Here is a 16784-nt window from a genome sequence, read left to right on the forward strand (position 1 = left end):
ATTCATCCCCCCGGGCGCACCGCCGTCGCACGGGTATGCGCCGGGCTGACAAGAAACTTCCGGACCCGAAGTTGACCGTGGATTTCCGGTGTGTTACCTGGCACGCTCAAATCTCCACCCGAATGGCCGGACGAAAGGTTGCTTCAGTGCTTTCAATGTTGTCCCGCCGGCGGCCGGGAAAACGAATCCTGGCTCCGGCCGCGGCCGTCCTGCTCCTGTTCGCCGGTGCGGGACCGGTGGCGGCCGGGGCACCGTCCGAGGCGCCGCCCCCCGTCGCCGAGGACGACTTCTACGTGCCGCCGAGCCCGCTGCCCGAGGGTGAGCCCGGCGACATCATCCGCTCGCGTGAGGCTCTGCCGGGCGGTCCGACCGCCCAGTCGCTGGGCACCGCGTGGCAGGTGATGTACCTGTCCACCGACGCGCTCGGCGAGCCCGTCGCCGTCACCGGCATGGTCGTCGTGCCGAAGAACCAGGACCCGGCCGACGTGCCCATCGTCGCCCTGGCCCCCGGCACCCACGGTCCCGCCGCGCGCTGCGCGCCCTCCGGCATGATCAACGAGGGCGCGTTCTACGAGCAGGGCGCGCTCAACGACATGCTCCGCGCCGGTTACGCCGTCGCGATCACCGACTACGAGGGCTACCACGCCGACCCGACCAGCACCTACATGGTCGGCCAGTCGATGGGCCCGGCGGTCATCAACTCCGTCCGGGCGGCCCAGCGGCTGACCGAGACGGGTCTGTCGGAGGACGCGCAGGTCTTCTTCCGCGGCTACTCGCAGGGCGGCGCCGCCGCCATGTGGGCCGGCCAGCTCCAGCCCGAGTACGCGCCCGAGCTGAACCTGGCGGGCGTCGTCGGCGGCGGTGTCCCGGCCGACCTGATCCAGGTGGCGCTGCCCCTGGAGGGCCAGCGCGGCATGGGCGTGCTGCTGTACGCGCTGCTCGGCCTGGACCAGGCGTACCCGGAGCTGAACCTGGACGCCTCCCTCACCGACGAGGGCCGCGCCATGTACGCGGAGATGCAGGAGGGTTCCTGCACCGTGGAGCTGCTCAACGACTACATCGGCAAGACGCTCCAGGACTACATGACGACCGTCCCGGTGCTGGACGACTCCTGGCAGGGCCGTCTCGGTGAGAACCGGCTCGGTGGCGCCGCGATCGAGGTGCCCGTCTTCCAGTACCACGTCATCGACGACGACATCGTCGACTACTCCCAGGGCCAGGTGCTGCGCGACGAGTACTGCGCGCAGGGTGTGGAACTGACCTGGACCGCCTACGAATCCGGGGGCCTGCACACCGACGGAATCGGCCTGGGCAACGACGACGCCGCGGCGTTCATCGCGGACCGGGTGGCCGGCACCCCCGCCACCACCACCTGCGACACCCACTGATAACTGAGCCGATAACCGAGCCGTTCTCCCGGCACCCGCACCGCCCCCGTACCGTCACCGACGGTACGGGGGTGGTCGGCTTGTCAGGGCCGCTCGCCCGGCAGCAGGCCGCGCACGGCGGGGCTGCGCAGCAGGCAGCGGACGGTGTCCTCCTCCTCGCCCATCGCCGTGGCCACGGCGGCCGGTTCGTAGCCCAGCAGGTGATGCAGCGCGTAGGCGTCGTACTGCGCCGGGCTGAGGACCGTGCACGGCCGGCCGGCCCCCTCGCGGACGCGCGAGGTGAGCAGGGCCCAGGCGTGGGAGGCGGGGTTGGGTGAGCTGAGGAAGTCGCGCCAGCCGCCGAACAGGTCGGCGAAGACGGCCCCGACCGCCTCCTCGGCCGCCGGGGCGGGCAGGTGCAGCCGGGCGTAGCCCAGGTAGTGCCCTCGGTGCAGGGCGACGAACGCCTCGCAGTCGGGCGGCAGTCGGCGGGCGGTCGGCCCCTCGCGGGGCGTGGATGCGCGCATGGTGATCGGCCTTCGGTTCCGGGGGACAACGGGCGGGCCGCGGCCTCAGCCGAGCGCCTCGGCCGGGTACGGCCCGGCGCCGGCCGGGACGGCCGTGAGCACAGGGCTGTGGGCGGCGTGCCACAGCGGGAGGAACGCCTCCGGCTGGCCGCCGAGGGCGTGCACGAGCCGGTCGACCGTGGCCCAGTCCGCGGTGCGGCGGCCGGTCAGCAGGGCGTTGATGTCGTCGGTGCTGAGCAGCCCGTGGCTGGCGGTGCGGATCAGCTCGGGCGCGGGCCGCTGCGCCGCGAGGTGCAGCCCGCGCAGCGCCGCGTGCAGGGTGTCGGGGCCGGCCGGGCGGGCGCTGAGGCCGCGCGCGGCCTTCCACAGCGGCAGGATCTCGGCCGGGTCGCCGTCGCACGTCTCGGCCAGGCACTGGGCGAGGCGCCAGGACGGGCGGCGCTTCCCGGCGAGCACGCGGGAGATGTAGGAGGGCGAGACGCCGGCCAGCCTGCCCAGCTCCCGCAGGGTGCGCCCGCTGGAGCGCTGGAGCGTGGTCAGGGCGCGGGCCAGCGTGTCCGGCTCGGGCACCGCGCCCGGGTCCTGGCCGGTCGGGTCGGGGTGTCGCCGGCGGGGCGTGAACGCGGAGCCGGCGACCCAGCCGGAGCCCGGCGGGCCGCCCCCGTCGTCGTCCTGCCGCACGCCGTCGTCGCGGGCGGTGGGGCTCATCCGGTGCTGCATGCGCCGTTCGATGGCGTGCGCCGACCAGTCGGTGCGCAGCTTGACCGGGGTGACGCTCATCGACTCGGCGATCATCGCGGCCCTGACCTTCCGGGTGCGGGCCTGCTGGACGGCGGCGAACCGCACGTCGCGCAGCCCGCGTTCGACCTCGGCCGCCAGGCGCAGGACGCGCAGCGGCAGTTCGCCGGTGGCGTCGTCGGCGTGGGCGGCCTTCACCAGGCGGTCGGTCAGGCGCGCCAGGTCCTCGGCGAGCCGCCGGACATACTGGGAGTACCGTTCGGCGTCCGGGGAGGGCGTGGCGCGGGAGGCTCGGTACGCCGCGTCGCGGCACCGTTTGTCGCAGTACTCCTTGGGCCGCCCGGAGCGGTTCTGCTCCACGGGTTTGCGGCACTTCGAGTTCTTGCAGCGGGTCATACTGCCTCTGCTCGACGGACATCGGGGGGAGACCCCGGATGTGGTGATGCCGTCTCGTCGTTTCGTCGCGAGGCGGCACAGGACTGGCCCGGAATCCGGGCGAAACCCCCGGCGGGCGTGGGGCGGGGGGCGCGCGGCGCGCGGCGGGCGCGCTCCCGGGGTGTGCGCCGGGGCGGCGGGGAGCCGCCCCGGCCGACGATCAGTCGCAGTCGGGGCGATTCGGGCGACAACGGGCGCGGGGCCGTCGGGCTGCTTCCCTCAGCAGCGCCGCGCCGGCCACCGCGAGGGCGGTCGGCACGCAGAGGCGGAGCACCAGCGACCGGGCGAGGAGGGCGAGGAGCGGCGCCGGGCGGCTGTTGCCCGTCCTGGCACGGGATTCGGGGGTTTGAAACGCCGGGTGGCGCGGGATGCTACCGTCACGCGATGACGGTGCCCCGTTGGGAGACGGGTCGCGTCGATTCGACGGCAAGCGGTCGGGAGGCATGAGCCCCTCCTTGGGATCGTGAGTCGGTAACTGTCGGAGGAGCCCGGCAACTTGGCTGCCAGACCGGCCGGGTTCCTTCGTCTGCCGGGGACGCTACCCCGCCAACCCTGTGACACGCCAGCATTACGAGATGTAATCGGGATGATGGGGCCGCTCCCGCGACGAATCCCCTCAACGCCGCACATTGGCTTGTCAAAATCGGTCAACACATGACCAACTCCGGTCACGGGTCGACGGCCTGACGTCCGTCCGGCGGCATCTCAGCGCTCCGGGAAGACCGCCGCGCGCAGCAGCCGCCGCCCCGCCCTGAGCACGGGTTCGGCCCTGGTGGGGCCCGCGTTGGCCAGTACCTGCCTCTTATACACCCCTGGCGGAAGCCGGCCGCGCCACCCCCCGCCAACGCCGGCAGCGCCAGATGTGTAAAAGAGCCAGCCCCCGCCGGGCCGCCCCCCCCCGCCGCCCGCCGCCCCCGCCCCGGCGTCCGGGCTGAAGCCGGCGAACGCGGTGAACCCCCCGGTTCCCCCGGTGTGCCACAGCAGTGCGCGCGAGCCGACGACGCGGTGTGTCCAGCCCAGGCAGACGTCGTTGTCGCCGCCGTCGTACCGGCGGTGGGGCAGGCGGACGGCCGTCAGGGCGGCGGCCAGGGGCGTCGTCTCCGGATGGAGATGGGCCAGCAGATAACGCAGCAGGTCGGCGCCGGTGGTGTACAGCGCGCCGGCCCCGGCGAGGGCGTCGAGGGTCCAGTGCGGGACGGGACGGCCGCGCCGGTGCCCGGTCGCGGGCACCGGCGGACCGGCGCCGGGGACGCCGGTGTCGCGCATCTCCAGGGGCCGCAGCACCCGTTCGGTGACCAGCGTGACGTAGTCCGTGCCGGCGGCGTTGGCGAGCAGCGTGCCGAGCAGGCCCATGCCGTACGTCGAGTACCGCGCGGTGCGGCGGCGGGGGCGCGTCCGCGCGGTGGCCCGGTACAGGTCCTCGGCCCGGTACCGGGCGTAGGGGTTGGAGATCCACTGCCGCAGGCCGCGGCGGTAGACGTTGCGCGGCAGGTTGGGCAGGCCGCCGCTGTGGGTGGCCAGGTCCAGCAGCGTGACGGGCGGTCCGGCGCCGCGGCGGGGCGCGGCGCCGGCGGGCAGATAGGTCTCGATGGGGTCGGCGTAGCGCACATCGCCCCGGACCGCCATCTCGGCCAGGAGCAGGGCGGTGAACGTCTTGGTGACCGAGCCCAGCGCGAACGGCGTGTCCGCGGTGGCCGGTTCGGCGGCGGGCCGCCGGTCCAGCCGCCCGGCGGCGCGCACCACGCGCTCCGGCCCGCGGATCATCAGGGCCACCGCGCCGGGGACGGCCGGGTCGTCCAGCAGGCCGTCCGTGGCCGCGCGCAGTGCCCCGGCCGGATCCGTGCTCACGCGGGGAGCCGGTCCCGGTCGTGGAGCGTCGGGTCGAGGGCGCGGGAGACCGTGAGGGTCCCGGCGACGACGGCGACGATCGTGGGGTGGTGGTGGTTGGGGAACGCCCGCAGCGGGTCGTCCGGCGGGCGGGTGACGCCGTTGGGCACCATGCCGTCGGCGCGCTGGGCCGCCGCGAACGACTCCCAGATCCCGGCGTGGAAACGGGGCCGTTCCAGGCACATGTCGACCATCAGGAACTCACCGAGCAGGTCCCAGGTCCTGGTCTCGGCGAAGACCTCGGCCCACACCGGCAGCCACCGCTCCAGATACTCCTGCATCGGGACCGGCAGCCCGGCCGGATCGGCGCCCCAGTCCGTGAGGTGGAAGACGGTGTGCGTGACGCCGTACGCGTTGCTCGCGTCCAGCATCCACGGCTCGGGCATGCCGCCCAGCCACGTCCGGCCGATCTGCTCCGCCAGGTCCGGCGGGTCCGGCAGGCCGAGCCGGCGCCGCGACGCCAGCAGGCCCAGCCGGCGGTTCGGCACGTGCTCGGTGAACCGCGCGGCGCGCAGGCCGTCCAGATGGAGCGCCAGCTCCTCCAGCCGGGGGTGGCGGTAACCCGAGGTGGCGAACTGCCCGTAGATCTCCCAGGGGTAGGTCGCCGCCGGGGTGTAGCACTGCAACTCGTACAGCAGCTCGCCCTCACGGAACTCCCGCCACGCGAAGTCGAGCAGCTCGCGCGCGGTGCGCGAACTGTCCGGCCCGGCGACGGCCGCGCGCAGCAGCAGCCCGGCGGCGAGCGCCAGCTCGCTCAGGGACTTCAGCGCCTCGCCCCTGACCTCGTGGTCCTCGACGTCGCGCGGCAGCGCGAAGGACGAGCGCATCCGGGACAGCCAGGCCAGGGCCCGGTCGGTGACCTGCTGGGCCAGCCGGACCGTCGCGGCGTCGATCACGGTTCCCCGCCTTCCGTCAGGAGCCGCCGGGCGGCGGCCAGTTCGAGGAGGACCCGCGGCTTGTCCGGCGCGAGCGCCGCGATATGGCCGAGGGCGATGAGGAGGAGCGGCTCGGGCTCCGGCCCGGCGTCGAGCGCCAGCCAGCGGGCCAGCCGCGCCGCGGTGAGGTGGTCGCGTCGCAGCATCGCCCGCCCCAGGCCGCGGCTCACGTCCAGCCGGCGCTCCGCCGCGGCCCGCCGGAACGGGCCCGTCAGCGGCGGCAGCGCGAGCGGGGCGAGCCGCGCCAGCGCCGCCGCGAAGACCGGCCACTCCCCCGCCGCCGCCGTCCCCGGCCCGGAGGAGGGGCCGGAGGCGGCGGAGGTACTCCGATCCTCTGCGGCGGCAGCGTCAGGTGGGGATCAGAGACACGGCCAGCACCCGGACCAGGCCGCCGTCCCTGGCCGCCCACAGGGCGGCGTCCTCCGCCGCGGGCGGCGGCGCCGGGTAGGCCGCCACCGCGGCGCGCACGACGTCGGCGTCGGCCGCCGTGAAGGGGTGTCCCGCGAGCAGGAACGGGGCCAGGGCGTCCGCGCCCAGGCCCCGCACCGCGCCCAGGGTCCCCACCGGCTCGGCGGCCGTTTCGGCGAACGCCCGCAGGGAGAACTCCCCGCCGTCGTGCCGCAACGCGCCGACGAGCTCAGAGGCCAGCGCCGAGACGGCCGGTTCGACCGTGCCGGACGCCGCCTGATGCGCGACAGACATCCACGCGCCCCTTAGTAGGCGGCCGTGTAGGTCAGCTCCTGCACCATCCCGCCGAAGGCGTCCTCGATCGGCTCCTCCTTCTTCGGGTTGGACGACAGCGCGCCCGCGAGGGCCAGGGTGAACTTGGCGCCACCGGTCATCTGGGCACCACCGGCGCCCAGAGCCTGCGACGTCTCACCCTCGGCGACCAGCGCGCGCACCGCTTCCGCGTCCCCGGGACCGGGAACGGCGGACGAAACAGCAACCTTCATGGCGAATACCTCTTTCGTGGCGAGTTCTTGCGAGCGGATGTGATTTCCCTTTTCCCGCCCTAAGAGGCAACAATCCAGGTAGATGCCCGTTTTATGCTATTGGTGGTCAACAGACCGAATGCACGTTTATTTGGACCCGAACTGACCACCCTGACCAGGGCGTTCATATATCTATCCTTTGACCGCACTGGCGGTGGGGCGCTGGAGAACGCGGCGTGCGCGGTTCACAGGGCCTGCCCGCTCCAGCGGGGTGCGATCTCGGCCCATTCGCGTTCCCAGCGCGCCGAGCGGCGCGCGTCCAGGCGGCGGCGGGCGCCGCTCCGGGCGCCCAGGGCCAGCAGGCAGACGCCCCCGGCCGCGCCGGTCCCCAGCAGGGCGCCCCCGGTCCGGGCCACCGCGGGGGACGGCGGCGCGCCGCGCGGGGCGCCGTCCTCGTCGAGCCAGACGGTGACGCCGGTCCCCGGCCCGGCGCCCGCGGGCAGCCGCGTGAAGCCGGTCCCGGGGGTCCCGTCGGGAGCCGTCCACCGCACGGCTCCCAGCCGCCCGGTGCCGGTCGGCGTCACCGCCTCGTGGGCGTCGGTCACGACGGCCGCCACGCGCCGGGCGCCCCGGCCGTCGTTCAGCATGGCCTCGGTGGCGCCGGTGAACGCCACCACGCCCACCGCCGGGGCGCCCACCACCATCACCGCGCCCGCCACCAGGCCGACCCACGCCTCCGCGACGTCGCACCGGCGCCGCAGCGGATTGCGCCGCCATCGCCACAACCGCACCCTGCGCTCCATCTCCGGCCCCTCTCCGTCTTTCGGTACCCGAGTACCCGGAGCGGCGCCCGTACATGTCAACGGAGGCGTTTCCGGACGGCCAGGACCCGCGCGCCGCGTCCGCGCCGTGCGGGGGATGTGGCGGTCCATGTAGTACTTGAGACGGATGCCGGGAATTCGTCTCAAGCGGGGACGACGGGCCCGTTCCCGCCGCCTACCGTGGGCCCGTGACCGAGACAGCCCAGCACCCGGCGGCCGAGGACGACACGGCCGCCCACCCGGCGGGCGCGCCCGCGCGGAGCGGAGCGTGGACCGCGCGGACCGAGATACGCCTCCTCCGCGGCGGCCTGCGCGCCGTGCGGCAGGACCTGATCACCGGGGCCTTCGCGTTCAGGCCGCTGCCGCCCGCGCCGAGGCTGAAGGCCCTCGCGGGCCACCTGCCCGAGCCGCTGCGCCCGTACGCCGGATGGCTGCCGCACGCCGGGATCGTGGCCGCCGCGGTGGCGCTGATGGCGTACGCGGCGGCCGGCGGCGGGATGAACGACACCCAGGCCGGGATGGTGGGTGCCCTGTTCTTCGGGATCCCGCCGCTGCTGGTGCTGTTCCGGCCGGTCGGCGCCTGGTGGGTGTCCACCGCGTCCTGGATGGTGATGGCCATGGCGGACCTCTCCGACACCTGGCCCTGGCCGCCGGCCGGTCTCTACTCCCACGTGCTGGTGATGGCGCTGGTGGTGGTCAGGACCCGGCCGCGCATGGCCGTCTGGATGTGGCTGATCACCTTCGGGCTCGGCCGGGTCTTCGAGCCGTTCCACGACACCTGGTGGTCCGAGCCGAACACCCTGCTGATGACGAGCGTCTCGTTCGTCGCGCTGCTCGCCGCGGCCCTGCTGCGCGGGCTGTACGACTCCCGGCACGAGATCGTCCGGCAGACCGCCGTCACCGAGCACGAGCGGTCGCGGCGCACGCTGCTGGAGGAGCGCACCACCATCGCCCGCGAGCTGCACGACGTGGTGGCCCACCACATGTCCGTCGTCGCGATCCAGGCCGAGGCCGCCCCCTACCGGGTGGAGAACCCGCCGCCCGAGCTGGCGCAGGCGTTCGCCACCATCCGGGAGAACGCGGTCGCCGCGCTGGTCGAGCTGCGGCGCGTCCTCGGCGTCGTGCGGGCCGCCGACCACGAGGCGCCCGACGCCCCGCAGCCGACGCTGGCCGAGCTGGACACCCTGCTGGACAACGTCCGCGCGGCCGGACAGTCCGTCGAGAAGGTCGTCACCGGCGCGGTCCGCGAACTGCCGCCCGGCGTGGAGCTGTCGGCGTACCGGATCGTGCAGGAGGCACTGAGCAACACCCTGCGCCACGCGCCGGGCGCCGACGCCCGCGTCGAGGTCTCGTACGTGCTCGGCGGGCTCGGCCTGCGCGTCGTCAACGGCCCGCCACGCGGCCCGGTCCGGCCGTCGCCCGGGGCCGGCCACGGCATCACGGGCATGCGGGAGCGGGTCGCGATGCTGGGCGGCGGGATGACGGCCGGGCCGACGGACGACGGCGGGTACGAGACGGCCGTGTTCCTGCCGGTGGCGGCCGGGACCGAGCCGACCGGGGAGCCGGAGTGACGATCCGGGTCCTGATCGCGGACGACCAGATGATGGTCCGGGAGGGCTTCTCCGTCCTCCTCAACGCCCAGCCGGACATCGAGGTCTGCGGCGAGGCGGTCAACGGGCGGGAGGCCGTCGACCGGGCCCGCGTCCTGCTGCCCGACGTGGTCCTGATGGACATCCGCATGCCGGTGCTGAACGGCATCGAGGCCACCCGCGAGATCATGGCCGCCGACCACGGCACGAAGGTGCTGGTGCTGACCACGTTCGACCTGGACGAGTACGTCTACCAGGCGCTGCTCGCCGGGGCCTCCGGCTTCCTCCTCAAGGACGCCTCCGCGCGGCAGCTCGCGGAGGGCGTGCGGGTGGTGTCCGCCGGGGAGGCGCTCCTCGCGCCGACCGTGACCAGGCGCCTGATCACCGAGTTCTCCCGGCTGGGCCACGCCGCGCCCCGTCCCCCGGCCAGGGAACGGATCGGGGACCTGACGGAGCGCGAGACGCAGGTGCTGGCGCTGATCGCGCAGGGCCTGGCCAACGCGGAGATCGCCGCCCACCTGGCCGTCGCGGAGTCCACCGTCAAGACGCACGTGAGCCGCATCCTGGTCAAGCTCGGCCTGCGCGACCGCACCCAGGCCGCCGTCTTCGCGTACGAGGCACGGCTCGTCACGCCCTCCTGACCGCCCCGGACCCGCACGGCGGGAAGAAACCGCCGGGCGTCCGGGTTCCCCCTCCGCACGCGGGCAAGAGGAGCAACCGGGGAACACTCCGGGGAAACGCCCGGGACGACGACGAGACGACGAGACGAGAGGTCGATGCCATGGTGCGGGCTCTGTGGAACGGCGCGGTGATCGCGGAAGCGCCGCGCACGGTCATGGTCGAGGGCAACCACTACTTCCCGCCGGAGGCGGTGAACCGGGACTACCTGACGGACAGCGACACGACGTCCGTCTGCGGCTGGAAGGGCACCGCCCGCTACCTGACCCTCCAGGTGGACGGCGCGACCAACCCCGACGCCGCCTGGTACTACCCCGAGCCGCTGCCCGAGGCCGCGCACATCACCGGCCACATCGCGTTCTGGCGCGGCGTCGTGGTCGAGGGCCGGCCCGAGAACGCCTGACGGGCACCGCCCGCCCGCCTCAGCGCCGCCCCGGTCGGCCGGGACGGCGTTGTGGCCGGCCTCGTCAGCGGTCCCGGGAGGAGGACCGTTCGCGGTGGCGGTCGGATTCGCGGCGGCGCAGGGCGTAGGCCCGGAGCCGGTTGTAGCCGCGGACGGACGCGCGCAGGGAGCGGAGTTCGTAGGCGCGGTCGCCGCGGACGCGTTCCGCGAGGTTGGTGTCGATCAGGATCGTGTCGGGGCGCGCGATGGACGTCAGCCGGGCGGCGATGTTCACCGTCTCGCCGAACACGTCGCCGAGCCGGTGCAGGACACGGCCCATGGCGAGACCGGTGCGCAGCTCGGGCATGCCGTCGTCCTGCCGGGCGCGGTCGCCGAGTTCGAACGCGATGGCGAGCGCCTCGGAGGGGGTGTCCGCGACGAAGAGGACTTCGTCGCCGATCATCTTCACGATCCTGCCGCGGTGGCCCGATATCGTGTCGGCCGCCAGCCCCTCGAAGCGTTCCAGCAGGTTGATCAGAGTGTGTTCGTCGGTCTGCCGGGTCAGCCGCGTGTAGCCGACCATGTCCACGAAGCCGATGATCTGGGTGCGTTCCTCGGCCTCCACCCCGGCCTCGATGGTCATCGCGCGCCCCGCGAACGCCACCAGATGGCGGCGCCATACGTAGTTCTGGAGGCTCTGCATGGTCGGCATGGTGGCCTCGACGACGCGGGCGATGTCGAACTCGTCGACGTTCATGCCCTCTTGCTTGACCAGCCAGTCCCACACCACCTGGACCTGCCACTCGGCCAGCCGGGACAGGAAGTGCCCCAGGGCGCGGGTCATGGCCGCGTCCAGCTCCTGGTCGATCAGGCCGGAGCCGACGAAGTCGTAACCGAGCTTGGCGGCCTCCACGTCGGCGTCCGTGAAGATGACGTCGTCGTCGCCCGCGGCGGCGAAGCCCAGGGCGCGCCACAGGCGGTGGACGCGCTCCAGCGGAACGCCGGCCAGCTCCGCCACCTGCTGCCTCGTGTACTTGCGCTCACCGCCGAGCAGGGCCTCCTCGATCCCGGGCGCGCCCAGCTCGCCTCGTTCGACCGGCACCTGCTCCATGTCGAGCTCCCGTCACGTAGTGTGCACGATCAGTACGTCCACGTCGGCCTTGCGGGCGACCTCGGCGGGCACCGAGCCGAGAATGCGGCCCGCGAGGGGGTTCAAACCCCTGTTGCCGACGACGATCAGGCCCGCGCCGCGCTTCCTGGCGGCCTTGAGCAGGTTCGGCACGGGGTCGCCCTCGACGGCGATGGCGTCCACGTCGATCACTCCCGCGACGGCCGCCTTCTCACGGGCGGTGCGCAGGGTCTCCTCGGCGGGCGCCGAGCCCATCACGTGGTATGCCTCGTCCCGCAGCACGTCCTGCGCCATCATCGACTCGGAGCGGCCGAGCGGTCGGTAGGCGCACAGGACGACCAGCTTGGCCCCACACGCGGCAGCGACGAGAGCTGCGCGCTCCACCGCCGCGAACGATGACTTGGAGCCGTCGGTCCCGACGACGACGGTGTCATAAGCGGTCATAGCAGCTCACCCTAACCGGCTCCCGAACGGCGCAGTGGGTCCCCGGGCGGATGTTGTGGCGGGGCTGACAAATACGGTCCCGGACCTGCGCCGGATCGGAGCAAATCCTCAGCGGGCCCGGTCGAGGGCGAACAGATGACCGACGCGCAGCAGGTGGAAGAGCCGCGCGACGACGGGCGCCCCGGTGCCGGTCACACGGAACGCGATGCCTTCCGCCACGGCCTGCCCCCGGGCCCACAGCAGCACGTTCACCCCGGCGCAGTCGCAGAACGAGACGCCGGAGAGGTCCACGTCCACCGAGCGGGGCCGGGTGGCGAGCGCGGCGGCCAGCGCGGTGCGCAGGCGCGGCAGCGTGGCGAAGTCCAGCTCCCCCGCGGCGCTGACGGTGACCCGGTCCCGTACCGAGAAGACAGTGGTGTGGAACGCGTCGACGGCTGTCATCGGTACCTCGCCTTCGCTCGCGGGGAGTCGCGGCCAGGTATCGACAGTAGCGTTCCCGGGCCCCCGGCAGCAGGGGCGGCGGCGCGCATCGGCGGCGCGCGGGCCGCGGCGCGCACCACCCCGGCGGGACGGCCCGCCCGGCGGCTACGATCGGGGAGTTCGCGCACGTACCGCGCCCGCACGCACATCGCCGAGGGATCCGCTCATGCCGCCATCGCCGACGCCGCCGCCCGCGTCGTCGTCGCCGGAGGAGGAACGGCCGATCCGGGTGGTGCTGGTCGAGGACCACGACATGGTGGCGGAGGCGATCGGCCAGGCGCTGGACCGGGCGGCGGGCATGACGGTGGTCGCGCGGTCGCGGTCGATCGCGGCGGCGCTCGCGGACACCCGGCGCTACCGGCCCGACGTGGTGGTGCTGGACCGCCGGCTGCCGGACGGCGACGGCATCACGGCGATCGGCCTGCTGCGGCAGGCGGCGCGGACGCGGGTCTGGTGCTGACGGGCGAGGCGACGGCGTCGGTGGCGACCCGGGTGGTGGAGGCCGGGGGCGCGGGGCTGGTGCTGAAGTCCGGCCGGCTGGGGGAGCTGGAGGACGCGGTACGGCAGGTGGCGGCGGGCGAGGTGGTCTTCGCGCGGGGGCTGCTCGGCGGCGTGCTGGACCGGCTGACCGGGCGGGTCCCGACGGCGGGGGCGACGCTCACCCCCAGGGAGCGGGAGACGCTGCTGCTGCTGGCCGAGGGGCTGAGCACCGCGCAGGTCGGCGAACGGCTCGGCGTCGCGCACAACACGGCGCGCAATCATGTGCAGCGCGTGCTGGAGAAGACGGGCGCCCGTTCGAAACTGGAGGCGGTGGCCATCGCGCGCCGCGAGGGCCTGCTGGACTGACGCCCGGACGCCGTGGTGCGTGTAGTGCGTTTGCGTCAGGCCGGGTGGTCCCCGTGCGTCTCGCCGTTCGCCCGGGGATGGCGGAGAGTGGCAGCGTGGAACCACTGTCCCCTGTCTACGACGTCGCGCTGGACCTGCCGGAGGACGGCGGCAGCGCGGCGCGGGCGCGGGACTTCGCCCGCCGGACCCTGCTGCGGTACGCGTACCGGGGACGTCACGACGACATCGTGCTGATCGTCTCCGAGCTGGTCTCCAACGCTCTACGGCACGGGCACGGGGCTCCGGTGGTGCGCATGACGGGCACGCGGCGCCGGATCCGGATCGAGGTGGCCGACGACAGTCCGGTGCGTCCGGCGCCGAGGGATCCGGGACCGGCCGGCGGCGGTCTCGGGCTGCGGATGATCGACCGGCTCGCGGCCGACTGGGGCAGTTCACGACGGGCCACCGGGAAGGTCGTGTGGTGCGAGCTGGTGACGGAATCCGCCGACCAGGGGCGCGGCGCCGACGGGCAGCCCGTGCCGGGAGCCGGCTCGGTCGTGTAAAGCTCTACGGTATGCGCGGTGCTGCCCCACCCCCTCGGCCCGGGAAGCCGGACCGGAACGCCGGGATGTCCTCCGAGCTGCTGGTGCAGGGGGTGCTGGACTACGCGATCTTCATGCTCGACACCGAGGGCCACATCCTGAGCTGGAACCCGGGGGCCGAACGCATCAAGGGCTACACCGCCGAGCAGATCATCGGCCGGCACTTCTCCGTCTTCTACCCGCCCGAGGCACGGGCCCAGGGCCGTCCCGCCCGCGGGCTGCGGATCGCCACCGCCGAAGGCCGCTACGAGGAGGAGGGCTGGCGCCTGCGCCGCGACGGCACCCGCTTCTGGGCCAATGTCGTCATCACCGCCCTCTTCGACGACAACGGCCACCTGCGCGGCTTCGGCAAGGTCACCCGCGACCTCACCGAACGCCGCGCCGCCGAACAGGCGCTGACCGAGAGCGAGGAGCGCTTCCGGCTGCTGGTGCAGGGGGTGCTGGACTACGCGATCTTCATGCTCGACACCGAGGGCCGCATCGTGAGCTGGAACACCGGCGCCGAGCGCATCAAGGGCCACACCGCCGAGCAGATCATCGGCCAGCACTTCTCCGTCTTCTACCCGCCCGAGGCGAAGGCCGAGGGGAAACCGGAACGCGAGCTGCGGATCGCCACCGCCGAAGGCCGCTACGAGGAGGAGGGCTGGCGCCTGCGCCGCGACGGCACCCGCTTCTGGGCCAGCGTCGTCATCACCGCCCTCTTCGACGACAACGGCCACCTGCGCGGCTTCGGCAAGGTCACCCGCGACCTCACCGAACGCCGCGCCGCCGAACAGGCGCTGACCCAGCGGCGGCGGCTGCTGGCGCATCTGGTGGAGGCGCAGGAGATGGAGCGGCGCCGGATCGCGTGGGACGTCCACGACGACTCGATCCAGTCCATGGTCGCCGTCGGGATGCGGCTCCAGCTCCTGGCCAACCGCGTCCCGCCGGAGCTGGCGCCGCAGGTGCGGCAGCTCGACGAGTCGGTGAGCGGGGCGATCGGCCGGCTCCGGAGCCTCAGCTTCCGGCTGCGCCCGCCGGGGATCGACCGGCACGGGCTGGTGGAGGCGCTGGGCGGCTACCTGGAGGAGGTGGTCACCGGGTGGGGCCTGCGGTACGCGTTCGACCACAGCCTGGAGGGGGAGGTGCCGACCGAGGTCGCCATCACGATCTTCCGGATCTGCCAGGAGGCGCTCACCAACGTCCACAAGCACGCCCGCGCGAGCACGGTGAAGGTGTCGCTGGCGCCGGCCGGTCAGGGGGTCCTGACGCGGGTCACCGACGACGGCGTGGGGTTCGAGGCCCCGCTGGGCCCGCTGACCGGGCGTGAACACTTCGGCGTGATCGAGATGCGGGAGCGCGCCGAGACCGCGGACGGCTGGTGGACGATGCACGGCGAGCCGGGCGGCGGCACCACCGTCGAGTTCTGGCTGCCGACCCCGCCGGTCGGCGGTGGGGACGCCCCGGGCGAAGGCACGTCATGAGCGGCGCCGACGGGGTGGCGACCGCGCCGCGGGTGACCATCCTGGTCTGTGACGACGACGCGATGATCCGCGAGGCGTTGTGCGATGTGCTGCGCGAGGAACGGGACTTCGAGGTGGTCGGGGCCGCCGCGGACGCCGATGAGGCGATCGAGCTGGCGACCCAGCATCAACCGGGCGTCGCCGTCGTCGACTTCAGGATGCCCGGCGGCGGGGCGCGGGCCGCACGGGAGATCCTGCTGCGCTCGCCCGGCACGCGCGTGCTGACGTTTTCGGCCCACGCCGACTTCGGCGCGGTCGAGGAGATGAGACGCGCCGGGGTGACGGAGTACTTGCTGAAGGGCGTGCCCAACACGGAGATCGTGGCGACCGTCCGCAGACTCGGCGGGTCCGGCGTCACGCGCTGACCGGCCGGCGCACCACGCGCCCGCTCGTCACCCCTGCCGGAAAGCGCGACCGTGGCGGACGGCGACCCGTTCGCCGACTTCGGCTCGCTGGTGCGCACCGAGTCCGTGCTGCGCGGCGGAGTGCCGTTCCGGCAGGCCGAGTTGGTGGCCGCGTTCGCGGACACGCCCGTCGCGCGGGACGCCGGGGACCAGGACGCGTGGGCGGAGGTGGGTCACCTGATGCGCCGCGAGAGCTGCTGCGACCCCGGCCGCTGAACCCCCGCGGGAGGCGTGACGCCCCGGTCGTCAGGGGGCCGGGGCGCCGGGGGTGTCGCGGGTGCCGGTGACCGTGTACCTGCCGTGCCGGTGGCCCTCCGGGTCGGCCAGCCGCAGGACACGGCCGGCGGCGGCGACGACGGCCTCGTCCTCGCCCGCCCCGGCGTCGGCCAGGCGCCGGCGCGTCTCCTCCTCGGAGGCGCCGGGCGCGGGCTCGGCGCCCTTGGCCTTCAGCAGAGCGGTGAGCCGGCCGGAGGCGTTCCCGACCGCCTCGCTCGTCGCGTCCGTCAGCCCGGCCGTGGCACCGGCCGCCAGGGCGGCGACGATGAGGGAGATCGGATCCATGCGGACCACGCTACTCCTCCCCGGTTCCGCTCCGCGGTCCCGCCCGGGGACGTGGCTCAACTCCCGCCGGCCGGGGCGCTGTCCCGCGTCGCCCGATCCCGGTCCCCGGCCCGCGGCACGGGGCGGAGGCCGGTGCCGGTGTCGGGGAGGGTGTGGCCCTCCTCGCAGACCAGGGCCGTCCTGACCCGGCCGCCGCAGTCGGCGTGCCGCAGCTCCAGCGGTGGTTGCCCGGGACCGGCCAGATGCCGGTCGCCCCACTGCATGAGCGCGGTGAGCACCGGCTGCAACTCCCGTCCGGCAGGCGTCAGATGGTACTCGTGGCGGACCCGGGTGCCCGGCTCCCGGTACTCCCGGCGGTCCAGCACGCCCGCCGCCACCAGATCGCGCAGCCGCTCGGCGAGCACGGCGCGCGGCGCGCCCGTCGCCTCGCGGATCGGGTCGAACCGCCGTACGCCGAGAAAGACTTCGCGCAGCACGAGCAGCGACCAGCGCTCACCGACGACCTCCAGCGTCCTGGCGACCGAGCAGATTCGTGGCGGCATTCAC

At 74.0% G+C, this 16784-nt stretch carries 23 protein-coding genes; 10 read left to right on the forward strand and 13 right to left on the reverse strand.

From position 1 onward, the window contains the following. Positions 1–155: 155 nt before the first annotated feature. Positions 156–1388: a lipase family protein gene (locus BN2279_RS18580; RefSeq protein ID WP_059011118.1), complete on the forward strand. Its 1233-nt coding sequence runs from the start codon at positions 156–158 to the stop codon at positions 1386–1388. Between the two features lie 83 nt (positions 1389–1471). On the opposite strand, the gene BN2279_RS18585 is transcribed toward BN2279_RS18580, so the two are convergent. From BN2279_RS18585 to BN2279_RS18620, 8 genes are all read right to left on the reverse strand, one after another. Then, positions 1472–1894 (reverse strand): hypothetical protein, encoded by a 423-nt coding sequence (locus BN2279_RS18585; RefSeq protein WP_059011120.1) that lies wholly within the window; start codon positions 1892–1894, stop codon positions 1472–1474. 45 nt (positions 1895–1939) lie between these two features. Next, positions 1940–3028, reverse strand: coding sequence for a helix-turn-helix domain-containing protein (locus tag BN2279_RS18590; protein ID WP_059011122.1), 1089 nt, complete (start codon positions 3026–3028; stop codon positions 1940–1942). A 744-nt stretch (positions 3029–3772) separates the two neighbouring features. Continuing rightward, on the reverse strand, positions 3773–4915 hold the full coding sequence (locus tag BN2279_RS18595) for a serine hydrolase domain-containing protein (RefSeq protein ID WP_059011123.1): 1143 nt from the start codon (positions 4913–4915) through the stop codon (positions 3773–3775). Continuing rightward, positions 4912–5850 carry a DUF6895 family protein gene (locus tag BN2279_RS18600; RefSeq protein ID WP_234348006.1) on the reverse strand — a complete coding sequence of 313 codons (939 nt, stop codon included), beginning with the start codon at positions 5848–5850 and terminating at the stop codon, positions 4912–4914. The genes BN2279_RS18595 and BN2279_RS18600 overlap by 4 nt, the downstream gene beginning before the upstream one ends. Next, on the reverse strand, positions 5847–6059 hold the full coding sequence (locus BN2279_RS18605; protein WP_059011125.1) for a hypothetical protein: 213 nt from the start codon (positions 6057–6059) through the stop codon (positions 5847–5849). The genes BN2279_RS18600 and BN2279_RS18605 overlap by 4 nt, the downstream gene beginning before the upstream one ends. 178 nt (positions 6060–6237) lie before the next feature. Further along, positions 6238–6591, reverse strand: a complete 354-nt coding sequence (locus tag BN2279_RS18610; RefSeq protein WP_059011128.1) for a hypothetical protein — start codon at positions 6589–6591, stop codon at positions 6238–6240. A gap of 11 nt (positions 6592–6602) precedes the next feature. Beyond that, entirely contained in the window at positions 6603–6842 is a 240-nt protein-coding gene (locus BN2279_RS18615) for a hypothetical protein (RefSeq protein WP_059011130.1), read from the reverse strand. A 224-nt stretch (positions 6843–7066) separates the two neighbouring features. After that, a complete protein-coding gene (locus tag BN2279_RS18620) occupies positions 7067–7624 on the reverse strand; it encodes an Rv1733c family protein (RefSeq protein WP_059011132.1) in 558 nt (185 codons plus the stop codon). A gap of 206 nt (positions 7625–7830) precedes the next feature. On the opposite strand from BN2279_RS18620, the gene BN2279_RS18625 reads away from it, so the two are divergent. The 3 genes from BN2279_RS18625 to BN2279_RS18635 all read left to right on the forward strand — a co-directional run bounded on the left by BN2279_RS18625 (position 7831) and on the right by BN2279_RS18635 (position 10312). Further along, the gene (locus BN2279_RS18625; RefSeq protein ID WP_059011134.1) at positions 7831–9213 is read left to right on the forward strand and encodes a sensor histidine kinase; all 1383 of its coding nucleotides are present in this window, start codon (positions 7831–7833) and stop codon (positions 9211–9213) included. Beyond that, on the forward strand, positions 9210–9872 hold the full coding sequence (locus tag BN2279_RS18630) for a response regulator (RefSeq protein WP_059011136.1): 663 nt from the start codon (positions 9210–9212) through the stop codon (positions 9870–9872). Before BN2279_RS18625 ends, BN2279_RS18630 begins: the two co-directional genes overlap by 4 nt. A 140-nt stretch (positions 9873–10012) precedes the next feature. Next, on the forward strand, positions 10013–10312 hold the full coding sequence (locus BN2279_RS18635) for a DUF427 domain-containing protein (protein WP_059011138.1): 300 nt from the start codon (positions 10013–10015) through the stop codon (positions 10310–10312). A 64-nt stretch (positions 10313–10376) separates the two neighbouring features. Here the strand turns inward: BN2279_RS18635 and BN2279_RS18640 are convergent, their stop codons facing one another. The 3 genes from BN2279_RS18640 to BN2279_RS18650 all read right to left on the reverse strand — a co-directional run bounded on the left by BN2279_RS18640 (position 10377) and on the right by BN2279_RS18650 (position 12305). Beyond that, positions 10377–11402: an adenylate/guanylate cyclase domain-containing protein gene (locus BN2279_RS18640; protein WP_059011140.1), complete on the reverse strand. Its 1026-nt coding sequence runs from the start codon at positions 11400–11402 to the stop codon at positions 10377–10379. Between the two features lie 12 nt (positions 11403–11414). Then, complete coding sequence (locus BN2279_RS18645) at positions 11415–11864, reverse strand: universal stress protein (protein ID WP_059011142.1); 450 nt, start codon at positions 11862–11864, stop codon at positions 11415–11417. Positions 11865–11972: 108 nt separating this feature from the next. Next, positions 11973–12305, reverse strand: a complete 333-nt coding sequence (locus BN2279_RS18650) for an STAS domain-containing protein (protein ID WP_059011144.1) — start codon at positions 12303–12305, stop codon at positions 11973–11975. Positions 12306–12510: 205 nt separating this feature from the next. Here BN2279_RS18650 and BN2279_RS30000 point away from each other — a divergent pair, with 205 nt between their 5' ends. The 6 genes from BN2279_RS30000 (at position 12511) to BN2279_RS18675 (ending at position 15893) form a co-directional block, all read left to right on the forward strand. Next, positions 12511–12804: a response regulator transcription factor gene (locus BN2279_RS30000; RefSeq protein ID WP_199827757.1), complete on the forward strand. Its 294-nt coding sequence runs from the start codon at positions 12511–12513 to the stop codon at positions 12802–12804. After that, positions 12798–13190: a response regulator transcription factor gene (locus BN2279_RS18655; protein WP_199827758.1), complete on the forward strand. Its 393-nt coding sequence runs from the start codon at positions 12798–12800 to the stop codon at positions 13188–13190. Before BN2279_RS30000 ends, BN2279_RS18655 begins: the two co-directional genes overlap by 7 nt. Before the next feature lie 95 nt (positions 13191–13285). Continuing rightward, positions 13286–13732 carry an ATP-binding protein gene (locus BN2279_RS18660; protein ID WP_059011146.1) on the forward strand — a complete coding sequence of 149 codons (447 nt, stop codon included), beginning with the start codon at positions 13286–13288 and terminating at the stop codon, positions 13730–13732. Positions 13733–13797: 65 nt separating this feature from the next. Then, positions 13798–15234, forward strand: coding sequence for a PAS domain-containing sensor histidine kinase (locus tag BN2279_RS18665; protein ID WP_059011148.1), 1437 nt, complete (start codon positions 13798–13800; stop codon positions 15232–15234). Further along, on the forward strand, positions 15231–15638 hold the full coding sequence (locus tag BN2279_RS18670; RefSeq protein WP_059011150.1) for a response regulator: 408 nt from the start codon (positions 15231–15233) through the stop codon (positions 15636–15638). The genes BN2279_RS18665 and BN2279_RS18670 overlap by 4 nt, the downstream gene beginning before the upstream one ends. Before the next feature lie 51 nt (positions 15639–15689). Further along, on the forward strand, positions 15690–15893 hold the full coding sequence (locus tag BN2279_RS18675; protein WP_059011151.1) for a hypothetical protein: 204 nt from the start codon (positions 15690–15692) through the stop codon (positions 15891–15893). Between the two features lie 30 nt (positions 15894–15923). Here BN2279_RS18675 and BN2279_RS18680 read toward each other — a convergent pair whose 3' ends face one another. Next, positions 15924–16238 carry a hypothetical protein gene (locus BN2279_RS18680; protein WP_159037271.1) on the reverse strand — a complete coding sequence of 105 codons (315 nt, stop codon included), beginning with the start codon at positions 16236–16238 and terminating at the stop codon, positions 15924–15926. A gap of 56 nt (positions 16239–16294) precedes the next feature. After that, entirely contained in the window at positions 16295–16780 is a 486-nt protein-coding gene (locus tag BN2279_RS18685; protein WP_059011156.1) for a winged helix-turn-helix transcriptional regulator, read from the reverse strand. Positions 16781–16784 lie beyond the last annotated feature (4 nt).

Source organism: Streptomyces specialis (genome assembly GCF_001493375.1).
GTDB lineage: Bacteria > Actinomycetota > Actinomycetes > Streptomycetales > Streptomycetaceae > Streptomyces > Streptomyces specialis.

Coding starts and splice junctions, on each gene's coding strand:
- BN2279_RS18580 (WP_059011118.1), top strand. CDS start 156: ATGTTGTCCCGCCGGCGGCCGGGAAAACGAATCCTGGCTCCGGCCGCG.
- BN2279_RS18585 (WP_059011120.1), bottom strand. CDS start 1,894: ATGCGCGCATCCACGCCCCGCGAGGGGCCGACCGCCCGCCGACTGCCG.
- BN2279_RS18590 (WP_059011122.1), bottom strand. CDS start 3,028: ATGACCCGCTGCAAGAACTCGAAGTGCCGCAAACCCGTGGAGCAGAAC.
- BN2279_RS18610 (WP_059011128.1), bottom strand. CDS start 6,591: ATGTCTGTCGCGCATCAGGCGGCGTCCGGCACGGTCGAACCGGCCGTC.
- BN2279_RS18615 (WP_059011130.1), bottom strand. CDS start 6,842: ATGAAGGTTGCTGTTTCGTCCGCCGTTCCCGGTCCCGGGGACGCGGAA.
- BN2279_RS18620 (WP_059011132.1), bottom strand. CDS start 7,624: ATGGAGCGCAGGGTGCGGTTGTGGCGATGGCGGCGCAATCCGCTGCGG.
- BN2279_RS18635 (WP_059011138.1), top strand. CDS start 10,013: ATGGTGCGGGCTCTGTGGAACGGCGCGGTGATCGCGGAAGCGCCGCGC.
- BN2279_RS18640 (WP_059011140.1), bottom strand. CDS start 11,402: ATGGAGCAGGTGCCGGTCGAACGAGGCGAGCTGGGCGCGCCCGGGATC.
- BN2279_RS18645 (WP_059011142.1), bottom strand. CDS start 11,864: ATGACCGCTTATGACACCGTCGTCGTCGGGACCGACGGCTCCAAGTCA.
- BN2279_RS18650 (WP_059011144.1), bottom strand. CDS start 12,305: ATGACAGCCGTCGACGCGTTCCACACCACTGTCTTCTCGGTACGGGAC.
- BN2279_RS30000 (WP_199827757.1), top strand. CDS start 12,511: ATGCCGCCATCGCCGACGCCGCCGCCCGCGTCGTCGTCGCCGGAGGAG.
- BN2279_RS18665 (WP_059011148.1), top strand. CDS start 13,798: ATGTCCTCCGAGCTGCTGGTGCAGGGGGTGCTGGACTACGCGATCTTC.
- BN2279_RS18670 (WP_059011150.1), top strand. CDS start 15,231: ATGAGCGGCGCCGACGGGGTGGCGACCGCGCCGCGGGTGACCATCCTG.
- BN2279_RS18680 (WP_159037271.1), bottom strand. CDS start 16,238: ATGGATCCGATCTCCCTCATCGTCGCCGCCCTGGCGGCCGGTGCCACG.
- BN2279_RS18685 (WP_059011156.1), bottom strand. CDS start 16,780: ATGCCGCCACGAATCTGCTCGGTCGCCAGGACGCTGGAGGTCGTCGGT.